This is a genomic window from Verrucomicrobiota bacterium (assembly GCA_016200005.1).
In the GTDB taxonomy this organism is placed as follows: Bacteria; Verrucomicrobiota; Verrucomicrobiia; order Limisphaerales; family PALSA-1396; genus PALSA-1396.
Window position 1 is genome coordinate 86,927 of record JACQFP010000047.1, and the last position, 15,495, is coordinate 102,421.

Here is a 15,495-nt window from a genome sequence, read left to right on the forward strand (position 1 = left end):
CCTGGCCGATTCGAGGAAATCGACCGGCCCCGATAACCCTCGCCGTCTTTCGCCTTTGCTTCTAACTTGCCTAAAACCATGTGCGGACTACGATGCTTGCCGCGTAAGACTGGATGACTTTTACGCGAACTGACAATCCACATCGCTAAAGAAACCAATCAAATGAAATCCAACAGCAACGGCTCTACGCTCAACTTCGAAGCCCAGCTTTGGGCCGCCGCCGACAAGATGCGCGGGCACATGGACGCCTCGGAATACAAGCACGTCTGCCTCGGCCTCATCTTCCTGAAATACATTTCCGACGCGTTCGAGGAAAAACGCGAGCAACTGCTGTTCGGCTTCTCCGATCCCAAGAGCGAATGGTTCATCAAGGACGAACCGCAACGCGCCGACGCCGCCGAGAATCGCGACGAATACCTGGCCGCAAATGTCTTCTGGCTGCCGCCCGAAGCCCGCTGGCACACCATCAAGGCCAAAGCCAAATCGCCGGAGATTGGCAAGGTCATTGACGACGCGATGGGCGCGATTGAGCGCGAGAATCCCGCGCTCAAAGGCGTGCTGCCGCGCGATTACGCCCGGCCCAGCCTCGACAAAGTCCGGCTCGGCGGACTCGTGGACATCATCAGCAACATCGGCTTCAACGAATCGGCGGCGAAGTCCAAGGACGTGCTCGGGCGCGTCTATGAATACTTTCTCGGTAAATTCGCCAGCGCGGAAGGCAAGGGCGGCGGCGAGTTCTACACCCCGCAATGCGTCGTGCAGGTGCTCGTCGCCATGCTTGAACCCTACAAAGGCCGCGTGTTCGACCCGTGCTGCGGTTCGGGCGGCATGTTCGTGTCCTCGGAAAAATTCGTGGAAGAACACGGCGGACGCGTGGGCGACATCGCGGTTTACGGGCAGGAATCCAACTACACCACCTGGAAACTGGCGCGGATGAATCTCGCCATTCGCGGCATTGACGCCAATCTCGGCCCGCGCAACGCCGACAGCTTCCGAGCGGATTTGCATCCCGACCTCAAGGCCGATTTCATTCTCGCCAACCCGCCGTTCAACATGAGCGATTGGGGCGGCGAAAATCTGCGGCAGGACGTGCGCTGGAAATTCGGGATGCCGCCGGTGAACCACGCCAACTACGCCTGGATTCAACATTTCATGAGAAGCGAAATCCGACGAAATGAACTGTAGTTACGTATATTTCGACCACACGAACGGCGGGAAATCGCCTTGCCCGCACCCGCGCTACAAACAAGAGGATCGTTGTGTCTTCCATGGCCGCGCCGTTTCAAAAAAGGATGTGGATTTCAAAGATGCGCTGAAGAAGCTGATTTCAAGAATCGCGAGCGCGGCAGAATCTCAGATTTACGACTTCAGGGGGTTCATCTTCCCGCAGCAGGATTTCAAACGGACATGTTTTAACAAGAACTGCGACTTCCGAAAGGCGGAGTTTCATGGAGGCGTTGACTTTCGCAGCACGGATTTTTTGGCCGGTGCGGATTTTCACAGCGCCGTTTTCAACGGGCCTGCCGGATTTCACAGCGTTCAATTCAACGGGGCGGCCCACTTTATTGGCTGCATTTTCAGGGGGCGGACGACCTTTTCCGGAAGCCGATTTCATCGCGGCGCAAGGTTTCATGGCTGCAAGTTTCACGATTTTGCTGCGTGGCAAGGCTCTCGGTTTGATGCGCACGCAATTTTTCAATCGAACACCTTTAGTCACGACGCTGATTTTCGGATGGCGCTCTTCTATCGTGGCGTTGATTTCGGAAAGACGCTGTTCTGGCATCGCGTCGATTTTGAAGGGGCACGACTTCATGAAGAAGTCACGTTCTCCAACACGCACATTGCGTTTCTGAAAAAGCTCGATTGCCGCCGCGCCAATATGGAAGGTGCGGTTCTGCACACCGCCCAAGTCTGGGAAAACCAAACGCTCGAAAACTATTCATTCCGTAACGCGTTCTTGATTTCGGTGAACCTTGCGGACAAGCAGTTGATTGACTGTGATTTCACTGGTGCGGTGTTCAAAGCCGTGCTGACGCTTGGCTTGAAACCGGATTGGAGAACCGTCGCGAATACCAAGTATATCTACACAGACTACCGTGTGGAGGAAGTGCCTTCAGAGTTCCAGGGAAAGGTGCGTCGGTATTCCCCTGTTCTGGAAAGCCGCGTGCCGGCAGATGGATTCTTTGGCCAGGGCGAGCATCGGAATTTCACGATGGCGGATTATCTGAGAGAGCCTTTGCGGTGGAATCTCGCTCTCAATGTCCCCGCAATCTTCCGAACCGCCGTTGCGAATTACCTCCAGTTCTTCACCGATTTCATGCGGGTGACGCAGGGGATACCCCTTGAGATCAGAACTCGGCTCGAAGGGACAAAGATGCGAGTTGAATTCCTCGCCAACACGGAGGCCGACCTTGAAGCAGTCAAGTCGTCTTTTGAGGAGTATCGCCAGAATACGGGCAGAGATTTCGCCGAGTTACGCCTGAATATCTCGTTCTGCGAGCAGAGCAGTCCACTCGAACAAAAGTTGTTTCTGTTGGAATACGAGCGGCAACTCGACTCTTTGAAAACCAAGCTCTCCTTGACTCAGGCCCTTCTTGAGCAGTCGGAGGAGCACGCCGCTTTCCTGCGGCGGTTGGTTGAGGCAAAGCTAGAGCCGCCAAAACTCTTGCTTCCTGCGGAATTTCCACAACATGAAACACAGCAATTCGTTTTGAGGGCAGATTTGGGGGACTACTCAAAAGCGATCCAAGCGGACAAACGAGTTGAGACTCTGATTCAGCAATTCGTTGCCAAGCAACAGGCCGAAATTCGACAAAGAGTGGGATGCAACATGGTGAAAACCGCTGGAGATGGATTTCTCGTTGTTTTCTCGGATGCCGTTAAGTTGATTGGCGTCGCCACTGATTTGGCGAGCGCCCTTAACTCGTTCAAGCTGGCCAATCCGTGTTCAATTGGTGGTTTTCGCTTTGTATTCGGATACGGAAATCTGACCTGCATCCAAACAGGAGACGATCGGGATTACACGGGCGATGCGGTAGTGGAAGTCGAGCGAATAGACCAACCGATGAAGCGTTTTCTTGAGCAGCGGGGGCTCACGGCGAGTGAGATGTGGTGCACGAACGCGTTTCACGACCAGGTCGAAAGCAAGCATCAGAACCTCCGGTTCGAACAGCTCCCAGAAATGGAATTGGACAAGGGCTATCGGACAAACGGATCGCTTTTCCGAATAGCCATTGCCTGAGCAGCCTCGCCGGGGCGGCCATTGAACCCGAGGTTTGGCAAGTTTCTGCGCTAGGTCGCTCGCTTAGTTGATAGACTATTTACTGCGTCACAAAGCGAACGACTGAAGTCCGCACACGGCCTTGAACCAAGTGGACTGTAACGCGTGCTCTGCGCAGCCCAATATGCCATCCAGGCGATGTTTCCGTAGGCGTCACGCAACCTTAATACATCTGTTCGGAAAAACTTCGTATCACAACCTCCCTGCTTATTCGGAGCGCCGAATCTACCACGATCGAGTGCGTCAGCGTCTTTCAGAATGTGTAGTGCCAAGTCGGGGTTGGAGCACTGGGCGTCTGGAATACAGTGGTATTGGATCGCATTGAGACAGGAACGCAATCGCGGCTCTGCAAGAACTCCTGCTATTCTTGCTTGATGCGCTTCCGAGGCCAGTTGTCCGTGCGTCTCGTCGTCTTTCTCGCGATAAGTATCATGCAACGAAGCCGCTACGAGCACCACGGGCAGGAGTTCTTGCTTGGTTGCCTCGTCAAGGTGTTCAGCCAGGAACGCACTCCAAAACATCACCCTCGCAGCGTGCATTGAGCCGTGGTGGTCATCCGCCAAATCAGGGCGCAGAAATTTCTCACGGCTCGGACAAAGTTCTGGATGGTCTGTCTCAAACTGCTCCACGAGCTTCAGCGCTGCGTTCATTTTCGCCAAAACGTTGGAGTCGCTCTTGGACCGGTTCGCGAGGCTCTTCAAAAATCCCCGTTCTGCTTTGAGCAACTCGTCTTTGGGAAAATACACGGGCACGCCGTTGACGCTGGATAAGCGAGTGATGATTTTCCCAGTGGAATTCAAAAAGGCGTTTTGCTCGTCAGTCAAAGCGCGAACCTCATTTGCCGGAACGATTATTCGATCGACCATGTCGAACGGAAGCGCTACGGAACTTGTCCCGGCTGGATTGTCCCCCAGATGGACGATAAGTTCCGCGGATCTTTTGCTGTTCAGTTGAACCTGCTTTTTCCGGTCCAAAGCACGATCAGCATGAGATGGCACGGAAAGGATGCTTCGCCAGTCGCACCTTGGCGTTCCATCATCCCACATCGCAGCGCCCGTGAATTGCTCCCTAGAAAAAGTGGCGAAACCTGTTCCCGCAAAATTCTGCGGTGCAATCGTCCATCTGCACCTGGCATCGAAGACCAGTCGCTCCAGGTTAATTTCCAATACACAGACGACCGCATCATCGAGAATCTTTGAAGAAGCTTCGCGCAACAAGCCGTTGCGTTGAAAAGCTCGCATGGTCAGGTTGAGCGGATTCCAGAACAGATTGATGCACTCGTGAACGTTCACCTCCTTGCCGCCCGGAAGAACCACCGGGACGTTTCGTTTCGCTTGGACACTTTGCCCTGATAAATCTGCTCGATGTTCCGGTGCAGCGACGTTTGGGAGAATTCCATCGCCCGCTATCCCTCGCAAATTTGTCAAAGGGCAAATGTAATACACGAAAAGTTGGTCCGCTGCGGGAGTCAGAACTGCTCTCAGTCCCGCCGCCGCGTCAGCGAATCCCCTTAGCGTCTCGAGGAGGAGTTGGGCACTCATCGAAGTGCCTCACAGCAGAACAGCCTGGCTGAGGGAGGTTTCTTGGAACGCGGTTTTGCTGCCGACAAGGAATGAATACAGGTTTTCAATCGTTTTCTTTCCCAAACCTTCCAAGGTGCAAATCTCTGCCAGACTATTAACACGTCGGTTTTTCACAGCAGAAAGGATCAAATTGGCTGCCGATTCTGTCAGATCAGCGTGGCGACGAAAGTCCTCGCTGGTGCTGCGCTCTGCTTCAGAAAGCAACTCGTCGAACAGCGGATCGCGTGCGTGCGGGTCAAACTCCACCAGCTCAATTGAGATGTCCGGTAATTCGCTGAGATATGAACGAATCAATGAGTGGACTTCATCCCATTCCAAACGGCCATTCATCGCACCGAGCCACGGCATGGCCACGCTACGAATGTCGAGTTTCCGGTAATTCGCCACGAATTTGGTGAGACAACTTTCGACCCACTCAATTCGCGATGGGTGTTTCCAATCGTCCTTGACGGCAAAGTTCAAAACCCACGGTTGCCCCTTCCGGTAAGGCAAAATCTGCCCAGGACGAAGTCTCCCCGATTCGCAGATTTGCCGGTATTCTTCGAACATCGTCGGGAAACGGCGACGAAATTCCAACGCAACGCCCTTGCCCATGACCCCGACGCAATTCACCGTGTTCACTAGGCACTGAGCCTGCGACGCGAACAGGTTTCCTTTGTATTCACGGTATGGCATTCGAGCGTTTCGTTGCTTGCTTGATAACCGCAGTCACGCTATCAGAATCTCGTTCAAATCGAAACCCATGAAAAGTCAAAAGTGCGTGCCAACGCGCGGCTGGCGAAGATTGATTTGAAGCCGGAGGAACGCCCGAAGATTGACCCGAACTTTGAAGAAGTGACGGAAGACGCGGAGGAGGCCACGAAGAAAAGTCTGCGCCGAAAGTGGGCGCAACTGGAAGCGATGGTTGGGACGGACAAGCGCATCGCGCTCGTGGCCGAGGATTTGGTGAAGCACTGGGAAGCGCGTTACGCCGCAATGGAGGGCAAGGCGATGGTCGTCTGCATGAGCCGCCGCATCTGCGTGGAGCTTTACAAGGCGATCCAGAAACTGCGCCCGGAATGGCATCACGACGACGATGACAAGGGCGTGATGAAGATTGTCATGTCCGGCTCGGCTTCCGACACGTTGGACTGGCAGAAACACATTCGCAGCAAGAAGCGCCGTGAAGAACTGGCGAAGGCGTTCAAAAATCCGAAGAAGACGTTCAGGATCGTCATCGTGCGCGACATGTGGCTGACCGGCTTTGATGCGCCGAGCCTGCACACGATGTATGCGGACAAGCCGATGCGCGGTCACGGATTGATGCAGGCCATCGCGCGGGTGAATCGGGTTTTCAAAGACAAGCCGGGCGGCTTGGTGGTGGATTATCTCGGGCTGGCAGAGGAATTGAAGCAGGCGCTGGCCGATTACACGAACAGCAAAGGCAAAGGCGACATCACGCTGGATCAGGAAGAAGCCGTGGCGGTGATGCTGGAAAAATACGAGCAGGTCTGTGCCATTATGCACGGATTTGATTACCAGGGCGCGGCTGAGGCAACTGCGGCGAAGCGTTTGCCGTTAATCGCACAAGCCGCCGAGCATGTCTTGCAACAGAAAGACGGCAAACCGCGCTATCTACTCGCGGTCATGGAATTGTCCAAAGCCTTCGCACTCGCCGTGCCGAATGACGAAGCACTGGAGATTCGCGATGAAGTCGGATTCTTCCAGGAAGTCCGGGCAGTGCTGGCCAAGAGCATCACCGAAGGCGGCGGGAAATCGCCGGAAGAATTAGATCTGGCCGTCCGGCAAATCGTTTCGCGCGCCATCTCTTCCGACAAGGTCATAGACATCTTTGACGCCGCCGGATTGAAGAAGCCGGACATCTCCATTTTGTCCGACGAGTTTCTGGCTGAAGTGAAACATTTACCCCAGCGCAATCTTGCGGTGGAGTTGTTGCAAAAGCTGCTCAACAACGAACTGAAAGTCCGCTCCAAGAAATATCTCGTCCAATCCCGCTCGTTCGCCGAAATGCTGGAGGCTACAATCCGAAAATACCAAAACCGCACCATCGAAGCCGCGCAGGTGATCGCTGAGTTGATCGAACTTGCGAAGAAGATGCGCGAAGGTCACAAGCGCGGCGTTGATCTCGGACTGACCGACGACGAAGTGGCTTTTTATGATGCGCTGGAAGTGAACGACAGCGCCGTGAAAGTTCTCGGCGAACCGACATTGAAAGACATCGCCCGCGAATTGGTTGCCCATGTTCGCAAGAGCGTGACGATTGACTGGACTCTGCGCGAAAGCGCTCAGGCTCAAATCCGCGTCCTTGTCCGCCGCATCCTCCGCAAATACGGCTACCCGCCGGACAAGCAGGAAAAAGCGACGCAGACCGTTTTGGAACAAGCGAAGTTACTCTGTGCCGAATGGGCAGCATAAGCTTCCGCAAGCCGAAACCGCCTCCGGCGGCATACAATCCTAACACGACGCCAGCTAAAGAAACCTTCACGCTTGACTGGGGTTCATTTTGCCGCTGAATTGCGCGCATGATTTCTGCACGTTGCCCATCCATCATTCTTTTTCTCGGAGTTTTGTTCTTCGTTGGCGACCTTCGCTCGGAAGATTGGGCGCAATGGCGCGGGCCGATGCGCAACGGCCATGTGCCCGACAGTTGGACGGTGCCCGATCATCTGCCCGCCCAGCCCAAAGTCGTCTGGCGAATCAAAACCGGTGAGAGCTTTGCGTCGCCGGTCGTTTCCGGCGGGAAGGTGTTTTATTCCGACAACGTCGGCGGGAAGGAAACACTTCATGCGGTTGATGGCGCAAATGCGAAGGAACTTTGGAACGCCGCGATTGATGACGTGCACCAGGACACCCAAGGTCCGCCCGCGCCGCGTTGCACGCCGATGGTCGATGGCGACCGTGTTTATGCGCAGTCCTGCCGGGGTGAGCTGCAATGTCTGAGCGTGGCCGATGGCAAACTGATCTGGCGCGTCAACTATCCCAAAGACCTCGGCGCGATCTTTATCGGCGAGAAGGGAAATGCCCCTGGCGCCGCGCGACATGGCAATAACGCTTCGCCAATCGTGGACGGCGAGCAGCTCATCGCCTGCGCGGGCGGCACGAACGGCGCCAGCGTGGTTTGCTTCGACAAGCGGACGGGCAAAGTGATCTGGAAATCGCAGAATGATCAGGCCGGTTACGCTGCGCCGATGATCGCGCCCATTGCCGGGGTCAAACAGGTTGTTTGCTTTACTGTCGAAGGGGTATTGAGTGTCGCCAGGGACGATGGTCGTTTCCTTTGGCGCACTCCGGTCAAAACCGCTTATGCCCGACATGCCACCACACCGGTGATTTACGATGACATGGTCGTTGTGGCATCGCACCAAGCCGGGTTGATCGGCATCAAAATTTCGCGGAAGGACGACACCTTAAATGCGGAACAAGTCTGGGTGAACAAGGAGGCGGCCATGAATTTTGCGTCGCCCGTTGCGGTCGGGAAATATCTTTACGGCCTCGGCCCGGCCAAAAACATCTTTTGTGTCGAGATACCGACGGGCAAATTGATGTGGTCGAAGCAAGGCTACATCAAAACGTCAGCGGACATGGCGCATGCGGCTTTTCTGGTCATGGGAAAGAACATCCTGATTTCGACGGACGGCGGCGAGCTGGTGCTCATCACCGCGGACCCGAGCGAATGCAAGGAGATCAGTCGCGTTCAGGTTTGCGGATTGAACTGGTGCAATCCGGCGTACGCCGACGGAAAGCTTTATCTGCGCGAGGGAGTCAAATCCACCGGTGAACTTCTGTGCCTCGATCTTCTGAAATAAAACAAAGCGCGTGGGAAGGGCGCGCGTCGCCTGCCAGGTAACCTGAGATTGCCCTTCCGAATCTGCGTTGATCCGCGTCCATCTGCGGTTTCCCTTTTCGGGAAAACACTTCAGCGACGCTTTTGCAGGAAGGCGATCAGGTCCCGCAATTGTTGCGGTGTCAGGCCGGCTTCCAAACCCTCCGGCATGAGCGAAAGACCGGTCGATTCCATCCGCTTGAGTTTCGCGCGCGGCACGACGACTTTGATTCCCTGCGCCTGCAACAGTGTGATCGACTCCGGCGTTTCCGATTGCAAGATGCCCGTGGCGTTTTCATCCGGCGACCATTCCACAGAGTAACTGATGTAGTTCGGATTAATGGCCATGTTGGGGTCGAGAATGTTCGACAACAAATCCTCCACACTGCGATGTCCGGCGTCGCTCAAGTCCGGCCCGACCGCGTGACCGAGACCCTCAAGCAGATGACATTGCGCGCAGGTCTTCTCGAACACCTCGCGCCCGCGTTGCGTATCGCCGGCGGCCGGGAGCTTCGCCAGCCAGTCCGTGACGGTGGACTTGCGATTGCTATATTCCTCGTCGCTCCAAAACTTGGCGGCGCGGGTCTTGATTTCGGGCGCGCCGTACCAGAGCAAACGTCGCCGCTGTTCCAGATCGAGATTCAGTTCGCCGACTTTGATGTCACCTTTTTCAACGGCGCCGAGCAACGATTCCTGGTAGCTGCGTCGCTGCAACAACAATTGAATCACCGGAGTCTTGAGGGCGGGCGAAAGGGCGCGCCATCGCGCCACGAGCGTCTGGCCGATTTCCGGTTCGTTGAATGCGCGCAGCGTCTCGATCACCGCTGATTGCGCCGCTGCCGGTTGCGTGCCTTCCAATAGAGAAAAGAGGCGCGGCTTGATCGTTTGGAAATCACCGAGTGCGAGCAATCGGATGGCAGTCGCGCGCTCCTCGACGGGAAGCGAACTTTCTCCGGCGCGGCTGAGCGCCTGTTGCAGCGCGACTTTCTGGCTTTCGGTTTCCGGCAGGCCGAGCGTCCGGCAGAGTTTCCAGGAAGCGGTCAGCAGCGCGGAAGACTTGCGCGACTCCAGCTTTTGAATGGCCTCAGTGATTTGTGAAGTGGGCGCGATGGTGGTCGTTTGCCGGGCCAGGCCAGTTCGTAATCCTTCCAACGCCGCCATCGACCAGGACTCACTCAAATTGGATTCGGCCAGCGCCTGGAGCACGGTAGCTGTTCCGTTGGTTTCGCCATTGTCGGCGCGCGCGCCGATCAAGTCGGCCAGCTCGCGCAGCAAAGCGAGTTTGTTCTCGTCCGGCGGTTCGCAAAAGTTCCGGTCGCCGAGCAGCGAGCGAAATATCTCCGACGCGCCGCTCCGCAGCGAGCTGAAGACCGCCAGGCGTGACCAGCGGTATGGATAATCACGTCGCAGGATTTTCATCAGCGCGATCCGATTGGCGGGCTTTTCGAACTCGCCAATCGTCAACGCGGCCTGGAAGCGGACCCGTGGCGAAACGTCGTCGGCCAGGGCCAGAATCATGGGTGGCAGCGACGCCGACTTGGGTAATTCGAAATATTCGGACAGGAGCAACGCGTTTTCGCGATTGCCCGGACGCGGATCCGCTAGCGCTTTGAGCACGAGCGGTTCAACCAGCGCGCCCAGTCCCTGCAACGTCCAGAGCGCGTGCAGCCGGCCCAAAGGTTCCTTGCCACTGCTGGCAAGGTTGTTCAGTAGCGGCACCGCGGCTTGGTCCTTTCGCTCGACCAACAGTCGCTGGGCGGTGACGCGTCGCCACTGATTCGCGCTGGAAAGTTCACGCACCAAATCCGGGGTGGACGCCCGACCGAGTTTGATTTGCGCTGGCGGCAAACCGCCTTTCGGTGTCACGCGAAAAATGCGACCGCGAACTTCACCTCCGCGCAAATTCAATTTCTCCTTGACCTTTTGCGGGATGTAATCGGGATGTTCGATGACATCACGTTGCATGTCGATGAGGTAGAGCGCACCGTCCGGTCCGAGTTCAAGACCGACGGGTCGGCAGGCATTGTCGCGGCTGGCGATGAATTCCCGGTTTTGTTCGTCGCGCGAACGATGCGCAATGAAACTCGGACCGTCTTCCGTCAACACATCGCGGTGAACGAGGTTGCCGACCACATCACAGACCAGAATGCTGCCGGCCAAATCACCGGGATAGCCCGGCGCTGCGATGTAGCCCATGCCGCCGGCGGCCGAAAAATGTCCTGCCTGCTCCGGATGATTCACGCGCGTTTCAGGAACGGAGATCGGAAAGATGCGGCTCATCTCCTCGTGATCGGAAATGCTCTGGGTGAGTTTGACGGGTGGCAAACCGGGGAAGCGGCTGAGGTAACGCATCGGCATCACCCGTTGCTGAATGTGATTGATGTTGTAAGTCGTGAAGCTGCGCCCCCAGTCATCGAACACCAACCCGAAGCCGCCGCCGGTGTGGAAGGTGGTGGTCACGTCGCCGGTCGCGGGATTGAAGCTGAAATCCGACCGCCCCAAAGCAATCTGTCGGTCGGGATGGAGCGGCGAACTGACGCTTCCGCCGTTACCGCCATTGGCGCCGTGAACGCGATTGTCCAATCCCCAGCGCAAGCCGTTGACGTTGCTGTCCGTGACGCCCTTGACGAAGCCGCGCAGCACGACTTCACGCACATCTGCTTTGCCGTCGCCGTTGGTGTCCTTGAGAAAAATGATTTCCGGCGGCGCAGTCACGAGAATGCCGCCGTTCCAAGGCGCGACGGACGTTGGGAAACTCAATCCTTCCGCGAAGACCGTGCTGCGATCAATTTTGCCATCGCCGTCGCGATCTTCCAAAAGCCGTACGGTGCCGCCGGGTTGGTGGTCCGGGCCGATGCCGAGCGGGTAATCGCGCATCTCCACCACGTAAATCCGCCCGTCCTCATCAAACGTCATGCCGACAGGATCCACAACGTCTGGTTCCGCCGCGAAGAGGGAGATTTGCAACGCGGGAGGCAGTTCAAATCCGGCAACGGCCTGGGCGAGGAGTGTTGCCGCGTGAGCAGTTGATGCCGCGAAGTTGACGAGCAATGCCGTGAGCAACAAGGAGAGCGTTATGATCCGCGAGCGCGAAACCTTTTTCAATTCTGTCATTGTACAAAACGAATTTCGAGGAGGCTAACAAAGCGCAACGGAAGCACGAGGTAAAATAATCTTCTCCAGGCGCGCGCCCTCTCCGGCTCATTCGATTTCAATCCCCACGGGACAATGGTCCGAGCCGCTCACCTCAGGGCGGATGAAGGCGCGTTTAAGTCGGGGGCGCAGCACGGCACTGGCGAGAAAATAATCGATGCGCCAGCCGACGTTTCGCGCGCGGGCGTTGCTCATCGGGCTCCACCACGTGTAATGACCGCCGCCCGTCTCGAATTCGCGGAAGGTGTCGAGGAATCCGGCCCGCACGAAGGCGCTGAAGCCGGCGCGTTCTTCCGGGGTGAATCCGTGATTGCTCACGTTGGCTTTCGGATTCGTGAGGTCAATCTCCGTGTGCGCCACATTGAGATCGCCGCAGAACATCACCGGCTTTTTCTGCTCGAGCTTTTTCAAGTAGCGAAGAAAGTCGCGATCCCATCGCTGGCGGTAGGCGAGGCGGGTGAGTTCGCGCTTGGAGTTGGGCACATACACATTCACGAGAAAAAAGTCCGCAAATTCGGCGGTGAGCACGCGGCCTTCACGGTCGTGCCCGGTGATGCCAATGTGAGGCGTGACGTTCAACGGACGCGTCTTCGCGAACATGGCCGTGCCGGAATAGCCCTTCCGCTCGGCGCAATTCCAGTAGGTGGTGTATTGGGCAGGCCAGAGTTGCTCAACCTGGTCGGGCGTGCACTTGGTTTCCTGCAGACAAAGCACGTCGGGTTTTTCGGCGTCGAGATAGTCGAGAAAGTTTTTCTTGAGCACGGCGCGCAGGCCGTTGACGTTCCACGAAATCAGTTTCACTAGAGAAAGTTTAGGGTGAAACAGAGTCAAACGGCAAGATCGGTGCGGCTAGGTCGTAACGATTCAGTTGAAAGCGCCCCCCACATTGGACCCGCTGCCCAGTAGTCGTACGAATGAAGTCAGAATGTACATTCGCCGTCACCGCCGCCCTTTCCATGAACCCTTGCGAGCGCGGTACAACCTTTTGCTTCAGGTGAAGCAAAACCTTGTACGGTCAGGTTCAGGGCTCTGATGCGGAATTTCGAAATCGTGGCGGCTTCCCTTCAACCATTTCGCCGCGGAGATAAGTCCGCTCTGTCTGAATTCGATGAAAGTCAGAGCCGACTCACGTCGGCTGCTCTAGCCAGCCCGACTCGGAGTCGGGGTTCGGGTGCAATGCGCGGACCTTTCATCCGGATAATTCTCTGCCGCAGGAGCGCGCGTGCTAATTGGACCGGGTTTGGTCAATGCGGAGCGGGGAATGCATCGTTCCGTCAGCAGGGTCCTTTCTTGATTGGTTTTAACACGCGCTTTGCCAGGGTAACGCATATTTTTTCGCGAGGAACATTCCGCAGCCACGACCTGCACTCAATCGGAGCGTGAGCTACATTTTATGCCGCGCCATCTGCCAGACGATGTGAACCCCGTGGGCCACCGCAAGCCCCAACAAGCCCATGCCAGAGAAGTGTTCCATCCGCAGCAGGGTTTTCTCGCTGAACTTTTTGTGGCCTAGCGAAACCGCGTAACTGAGGCCGAAGAACCAGAGCCCGGTGCCGATTGCCACACCGATGATACAGGCCAGCTTGCCGGCACCGTTCGGCTCGACCCATTCACGCGAGATGAAATTTGCCGCCAGAACAATCCAGCACAACAACACGCCGGGATTGCCCATCACCCGCACAAAGCCGGTCATGAAGGCGGAATGCGGACGCAATCGTTCTTCGATCCGCTCTTCAATCTTGTTCGAGACCTCTATGTGCCGGGCCAGCAAAAATTTGAATCCCAAGTAGAGCATGAACACAAAACTGAACAGTTCCATCGCCGCCTTCACGTAGCCCTGGCTGAAAAACGAAGCGAATCCCGTGAACGCGAGCGCGCAGTAAATCACTTCCATCACCACGGCGCCCAAGCCGATGAGGATCGCCCATTGAAAACCACGGCGTGCGCCTTCGTTGATGATGCTAAGGTTGACCGGGCCGACGGGGACGGAAAGAAACAGACCGCTGATGAACCCCGTCAGCGCGGCGAGCAAGCTGGGTGGCAGTTCGAACATGCAGAGTTATGGGCGCACCGGCTGGTCGTCTTCCGCGTCTTCCTCCTCAATTTCGTGGAGGATTTTCCGGGATATGCGCGGGCGAACAAATCCGTAGATCAGATAGGCAGTGAAAAATACCGGCAGCACAAAGACCAGGATTCTTTCCCGCAAAATTACCACGCTGCCGATGAACAGGATGGCCACCAGGGTTTTCGTGAACGTACGGGTCGCCCGAAGGTCCAGGTTCTTGAAGCTGGGATATTTCACATTGCTCACCATCATGGCCGACAGGAACAGCAGGAGAACGGGCAGGATGTATCGCCAGTTTCCATGTGCGAATTCCTTCTCATCCCACCAGATCATGAACAACGTGAGCGACGCGACCAGCGCCGCCGCAGAAGGAATGGGAAACCCAAGAAATTCCTTCCCAGCGCCGGCACCTCCCTGCGCCGTCAGACAGTTGAAACGCGCCAGCCGGAAGGCGCCGCAAATCAGATAAATGGAGGCGATGAACCAGCCCCACTCTGGATGCCGCACAAAAACATCCTTGAGCACCACGCGATGCACCAGGAAGGCCGGCGCCGCGCCAAACGAAATCAAATCCGCCAGCGAATCAAACTCGCGCCCAAACGGGCTTTCGACTCCGCCGAGTCGCGCCACCCGTCCATCGAACAGGTCAAAAATGCAGGCCAGCAAAATGAACGCGAGCGCCAGTTTGATTTGGGCGAAGTTTCCCTCGGAGATGTCGGCCTCCACAATCTTGGTCAGCGCCACAAAGCCGCAGAACAGGTTGCCCGCCGTCAGCAGATTGGGCAGGAAATAGATTTTCAACCGCGTTTCGGAGGATTCTTGCGGCAGTGGATTGGAATTGGGCAGAGCCATGACACCCATCTCAATCAAAAGTGGCCACAACGGTTTCTCCGCCGACCACCTTGTCGCCCAGTTGTACTTTTATGATGGCCGCCGGCGGCAGATAAAGATCAACGCGCGAACCAAACTGGATCAGGCTGATCCGCTCACCACGCGCCAGTTCGTCGCCCACCGCCACCCAGGGCACGATGCGGCGCGCGATCATCCCTGCGATCAAGCGCACGCCGACTTTTTCACCGGGGCGTTCATGTGATTCGATGCCCAGCAGCAAGTTTTCGTTGTGCGCCGCAGATTCGGTTTTGATGGCATTCAGGAATTCGCCAGGATGATGGCGGAGGTAAGCGATTTTTCCGCCCACGGGCGCATTCTGCACATGAACATTCACCACCGAGAGGAACATGGAGATGCGCCGGCAGTTGCCGCCCATGAATTCCAGTTCGGTCACTTCGTCAATCACATCCACCTTGCCGTGAGCCGGGGCGACCACCACGTTGGGCGCCGTGGGCACGAGGGGATTCGGGTCGCGGAAGAAATAAAGGGTGAACAACGCAAAGAGGACCCAGACCGTGATCAGGCTCGTGGCAATCGTCACAATGAATCCGCCGACGATGATGGCCAGGAATCCGGCGGCGATGATCGCGCCCAACAGCACGAGCGTCCAAAAGATCAGCTTGAGACCGGCACGAATGGCTTTGCCCGAGTGCTTCATGCGTTTACTTTAGGGATCGGCGGCCAAAGGTAAAAGGGCAAA

11 protein-coding genes are annotated in these 15,495 nt (G+C 56.5%); 4 read left to right on the top strand and 7 right to left on the bottom strand.

Annotation, left to right across the window (positions count from 1 at the left end):
• The first annotated feature begins 162 nt into the window (after window positions 1-162).
• Window positions 163-1,185: an SAM-dependent DNA methyltransferase gene (locus tag HY298_16875; GenBank protein MBI3851932.1), complete on the top strand. Its 1,023-nt coding sequence runs from the start codon at window positions 163-165 to the stop codon at window positions 1,183-1,185.
• Entirely contained in the window at window positions 1,175-3,241 is a 2,067-nt protein-coding gene (locus HY298_16880; GenBank protein ID MBI3851933.1) for a pentapeptide repeat-containing protein, read from the top strand. The genes HY298_16875 and HY298_16880 overlap by 11 nt, the downstream gene beginning before the upstream one ends.
• A gap of 50 nt (window positions 3,242-3,291) precedes the next feature.
• Here HY298_16880 and HY298_16885 read toward each other — a convergent pair whose 3' ends face one another.
• A complete protein-coding gene (locus HY298_16885; GenBank protein MBI3851934.1) occupies window positions 3,292-4,707 on the bottom strand; it encodes a DUF4433 domain-containing protein in 1,416 nt (471 codons plus the stop codon).
• A gap of 123 nt (window positions 4,708-4,830) precedes the next feature.
• Complete coding sequence (locus HY298_16890; GenBank protein MBI3851935.1) at window positions 4,831-5,538, bottom strand: macro domain-containing protein; 708 nt, start codon at window positions 5,536-5,538, stop codon at window positions 4,831-4,833.
• 57 nt (window positions 5,539-5,595) lie between these two features.
• Between HY298_16890 and HY298_16895 the strand changes: the two genes are divergently transcribed.
• Both HY298_16895 and HY298_16900 read left to right on the top strand, forming a co-directional pair.
• Window positions 5,596-7,278, top strand: coding sequence for a DUF3387 domain-containing protein (locus tag HY298_16895; protein ID MBI3851936.1), 1,683 nt, complete (start codon window positions 5,596-5,598; stop codon window positions 7,276-7,278).
• Window positions 7,279-7,385: 107 nt separating this feature from the next.
• Window positions 7,386-8,669 carry a PQQ-like beta-propeller repeat protein gene (locus HY298_16900; protein MBI3851937.1) on the top strand — a complete coding sequence of 428 codons (1,284 nt, stop codon included), beginning with the start codon at window positions 7,386-7,388 and terminating at the stop codon, window positions 8,667-8,669.
• Window positions 8,670-8,779: 110 nt separating this feature from the next.
• Here the strand turns inward: HY298_16900 and HY298_16905 are convergent, their stop codons facing one another.
• The 5 genes from HY298_16905 to HY298_16925 all read right to left on the bottom strand — a co-directional run bounded on the left by HY298_16905 (window position 8,780) and on the right by HY298_16925 (window position 15,453).
• A complete protein-coding gene (locus tag HY298_16905) occupies window positions 8,780-11,800 on the bottom strand; it encodes a c-type cytochrome (protein MBI3851938.1) in 3,021 nt (1,006 codons plus the stop codon).
• Between the two features lie 87 nt (window positions 11,801-11,887).
• Window positions 11,888-12,640 carry an exodeoxyribonuclease III gene (gene xth, locus HY298_16910; protein ID MBI3851939.1) on the bottom strand — a complete coding sequence of 251 codons (753 nt, stop codon included), beginning with the start codon at window positions 12,638-12,640 and terminating at the stop codon, window positions 11,888-11,890.
• A gap of 583 nt (window positions 12,641-13,223) precedes the next feature.
• Window positions 13,224-13,892, bottom strand: coding sequence for a LysE family transporter (locus tag HY298_16915; protein ID MBI3851940.1), 669 nt, complete (start codon window positions 13,890-13,892; stop codon window positions 13,224-13,226).
• Window positions 13,893-13,898: 6 nt separating this feature from the next.
• Window positions 13,899-14,756, bottom strand: a complete 858-nt coding sequence (gene pssA, locus HY298_16920; GenBank protein ID MBI3851941.1) for a CDP-diacylglycerol--serine O-phosphatidyltransferase — start codon at window positions 14,754-14,756, stop codon at window positions 13,899-13,901.
• A 10-nt stretch (window positions 14,757-14,766) separates the two neighbouring features.
• Entirely contained in the window at window positions 14,767-15,453 is a 687-nt protein-coding gene (locus HY298_16925; GenBank protein MBI3851942.1) for a phosphatidylserine decarboxylase family protein, read from the bottom strand.
• Window positions 15,454-15,495 lie beyond the last annotated feature (42 nt).

What these genes read in the sequence shown, in the direction of transcription:
- pssA (MBI3851941.1), bottom strand. Translation starts at nt 14,756, where the DNA reads ATGGCTCTGCCCAATTCCAATCCACTGCCGCAAGAATCCTCCGAAACG.
- HY298_16890 (MBI3851935.1), bottom strand. Translation starts at nt 5,538, where the DNA reads ATGCCATACCGTGAATACAAAGGAAACCTGTTCGCGTCGCAGGCTCAG.
- HY298_16915 (MBI3851940.1), bottom strand. Translation starts at nt 13,892, where the DNA reads ATGTTCGAACTGCCACCCAGCTTGCTCGCCGCGCTGACGGGGTTCATC.
- HY298_16900 (MBI3851937.1), top strand. Translation starts at nt 7,386, where the DNA reads ATGATTTCTGCACGTTGCCCATCCATCATTCTTTTTCTCGGAGTTTTG.
- HY298_16880 (MBI3851933.1), top strand. Translation starts at nt 1,175, where the DNA reads ATGAACTGTAGTTACGTATATTTCGACCACACGAACGGCGGGAAATCG.
- HY298_16905 (MBI3851938.1), bottom strand. Translation starts at nt 11,800, where the DNA reads ATGACAGAATTGAAAAAGGTTTCGCGCTCGCGGATCATAACGCTCTCC.
- HY298_16875 (MBI3851932.1), top strand. Translation starts at nt 163, where the DNA reads ATGAAATCCAACAGCAACGGCTCTACGCTCAACTTCGAAGCCCAGCTT.
- HY298_16925 (MBI3851942.1), bottom strand. Translation starts at nt 15,453, where the DNA reads ATGAAGCACTCGGGCAAAGCCATTCGTGCCGGTCTCAAGCTGATCTTT.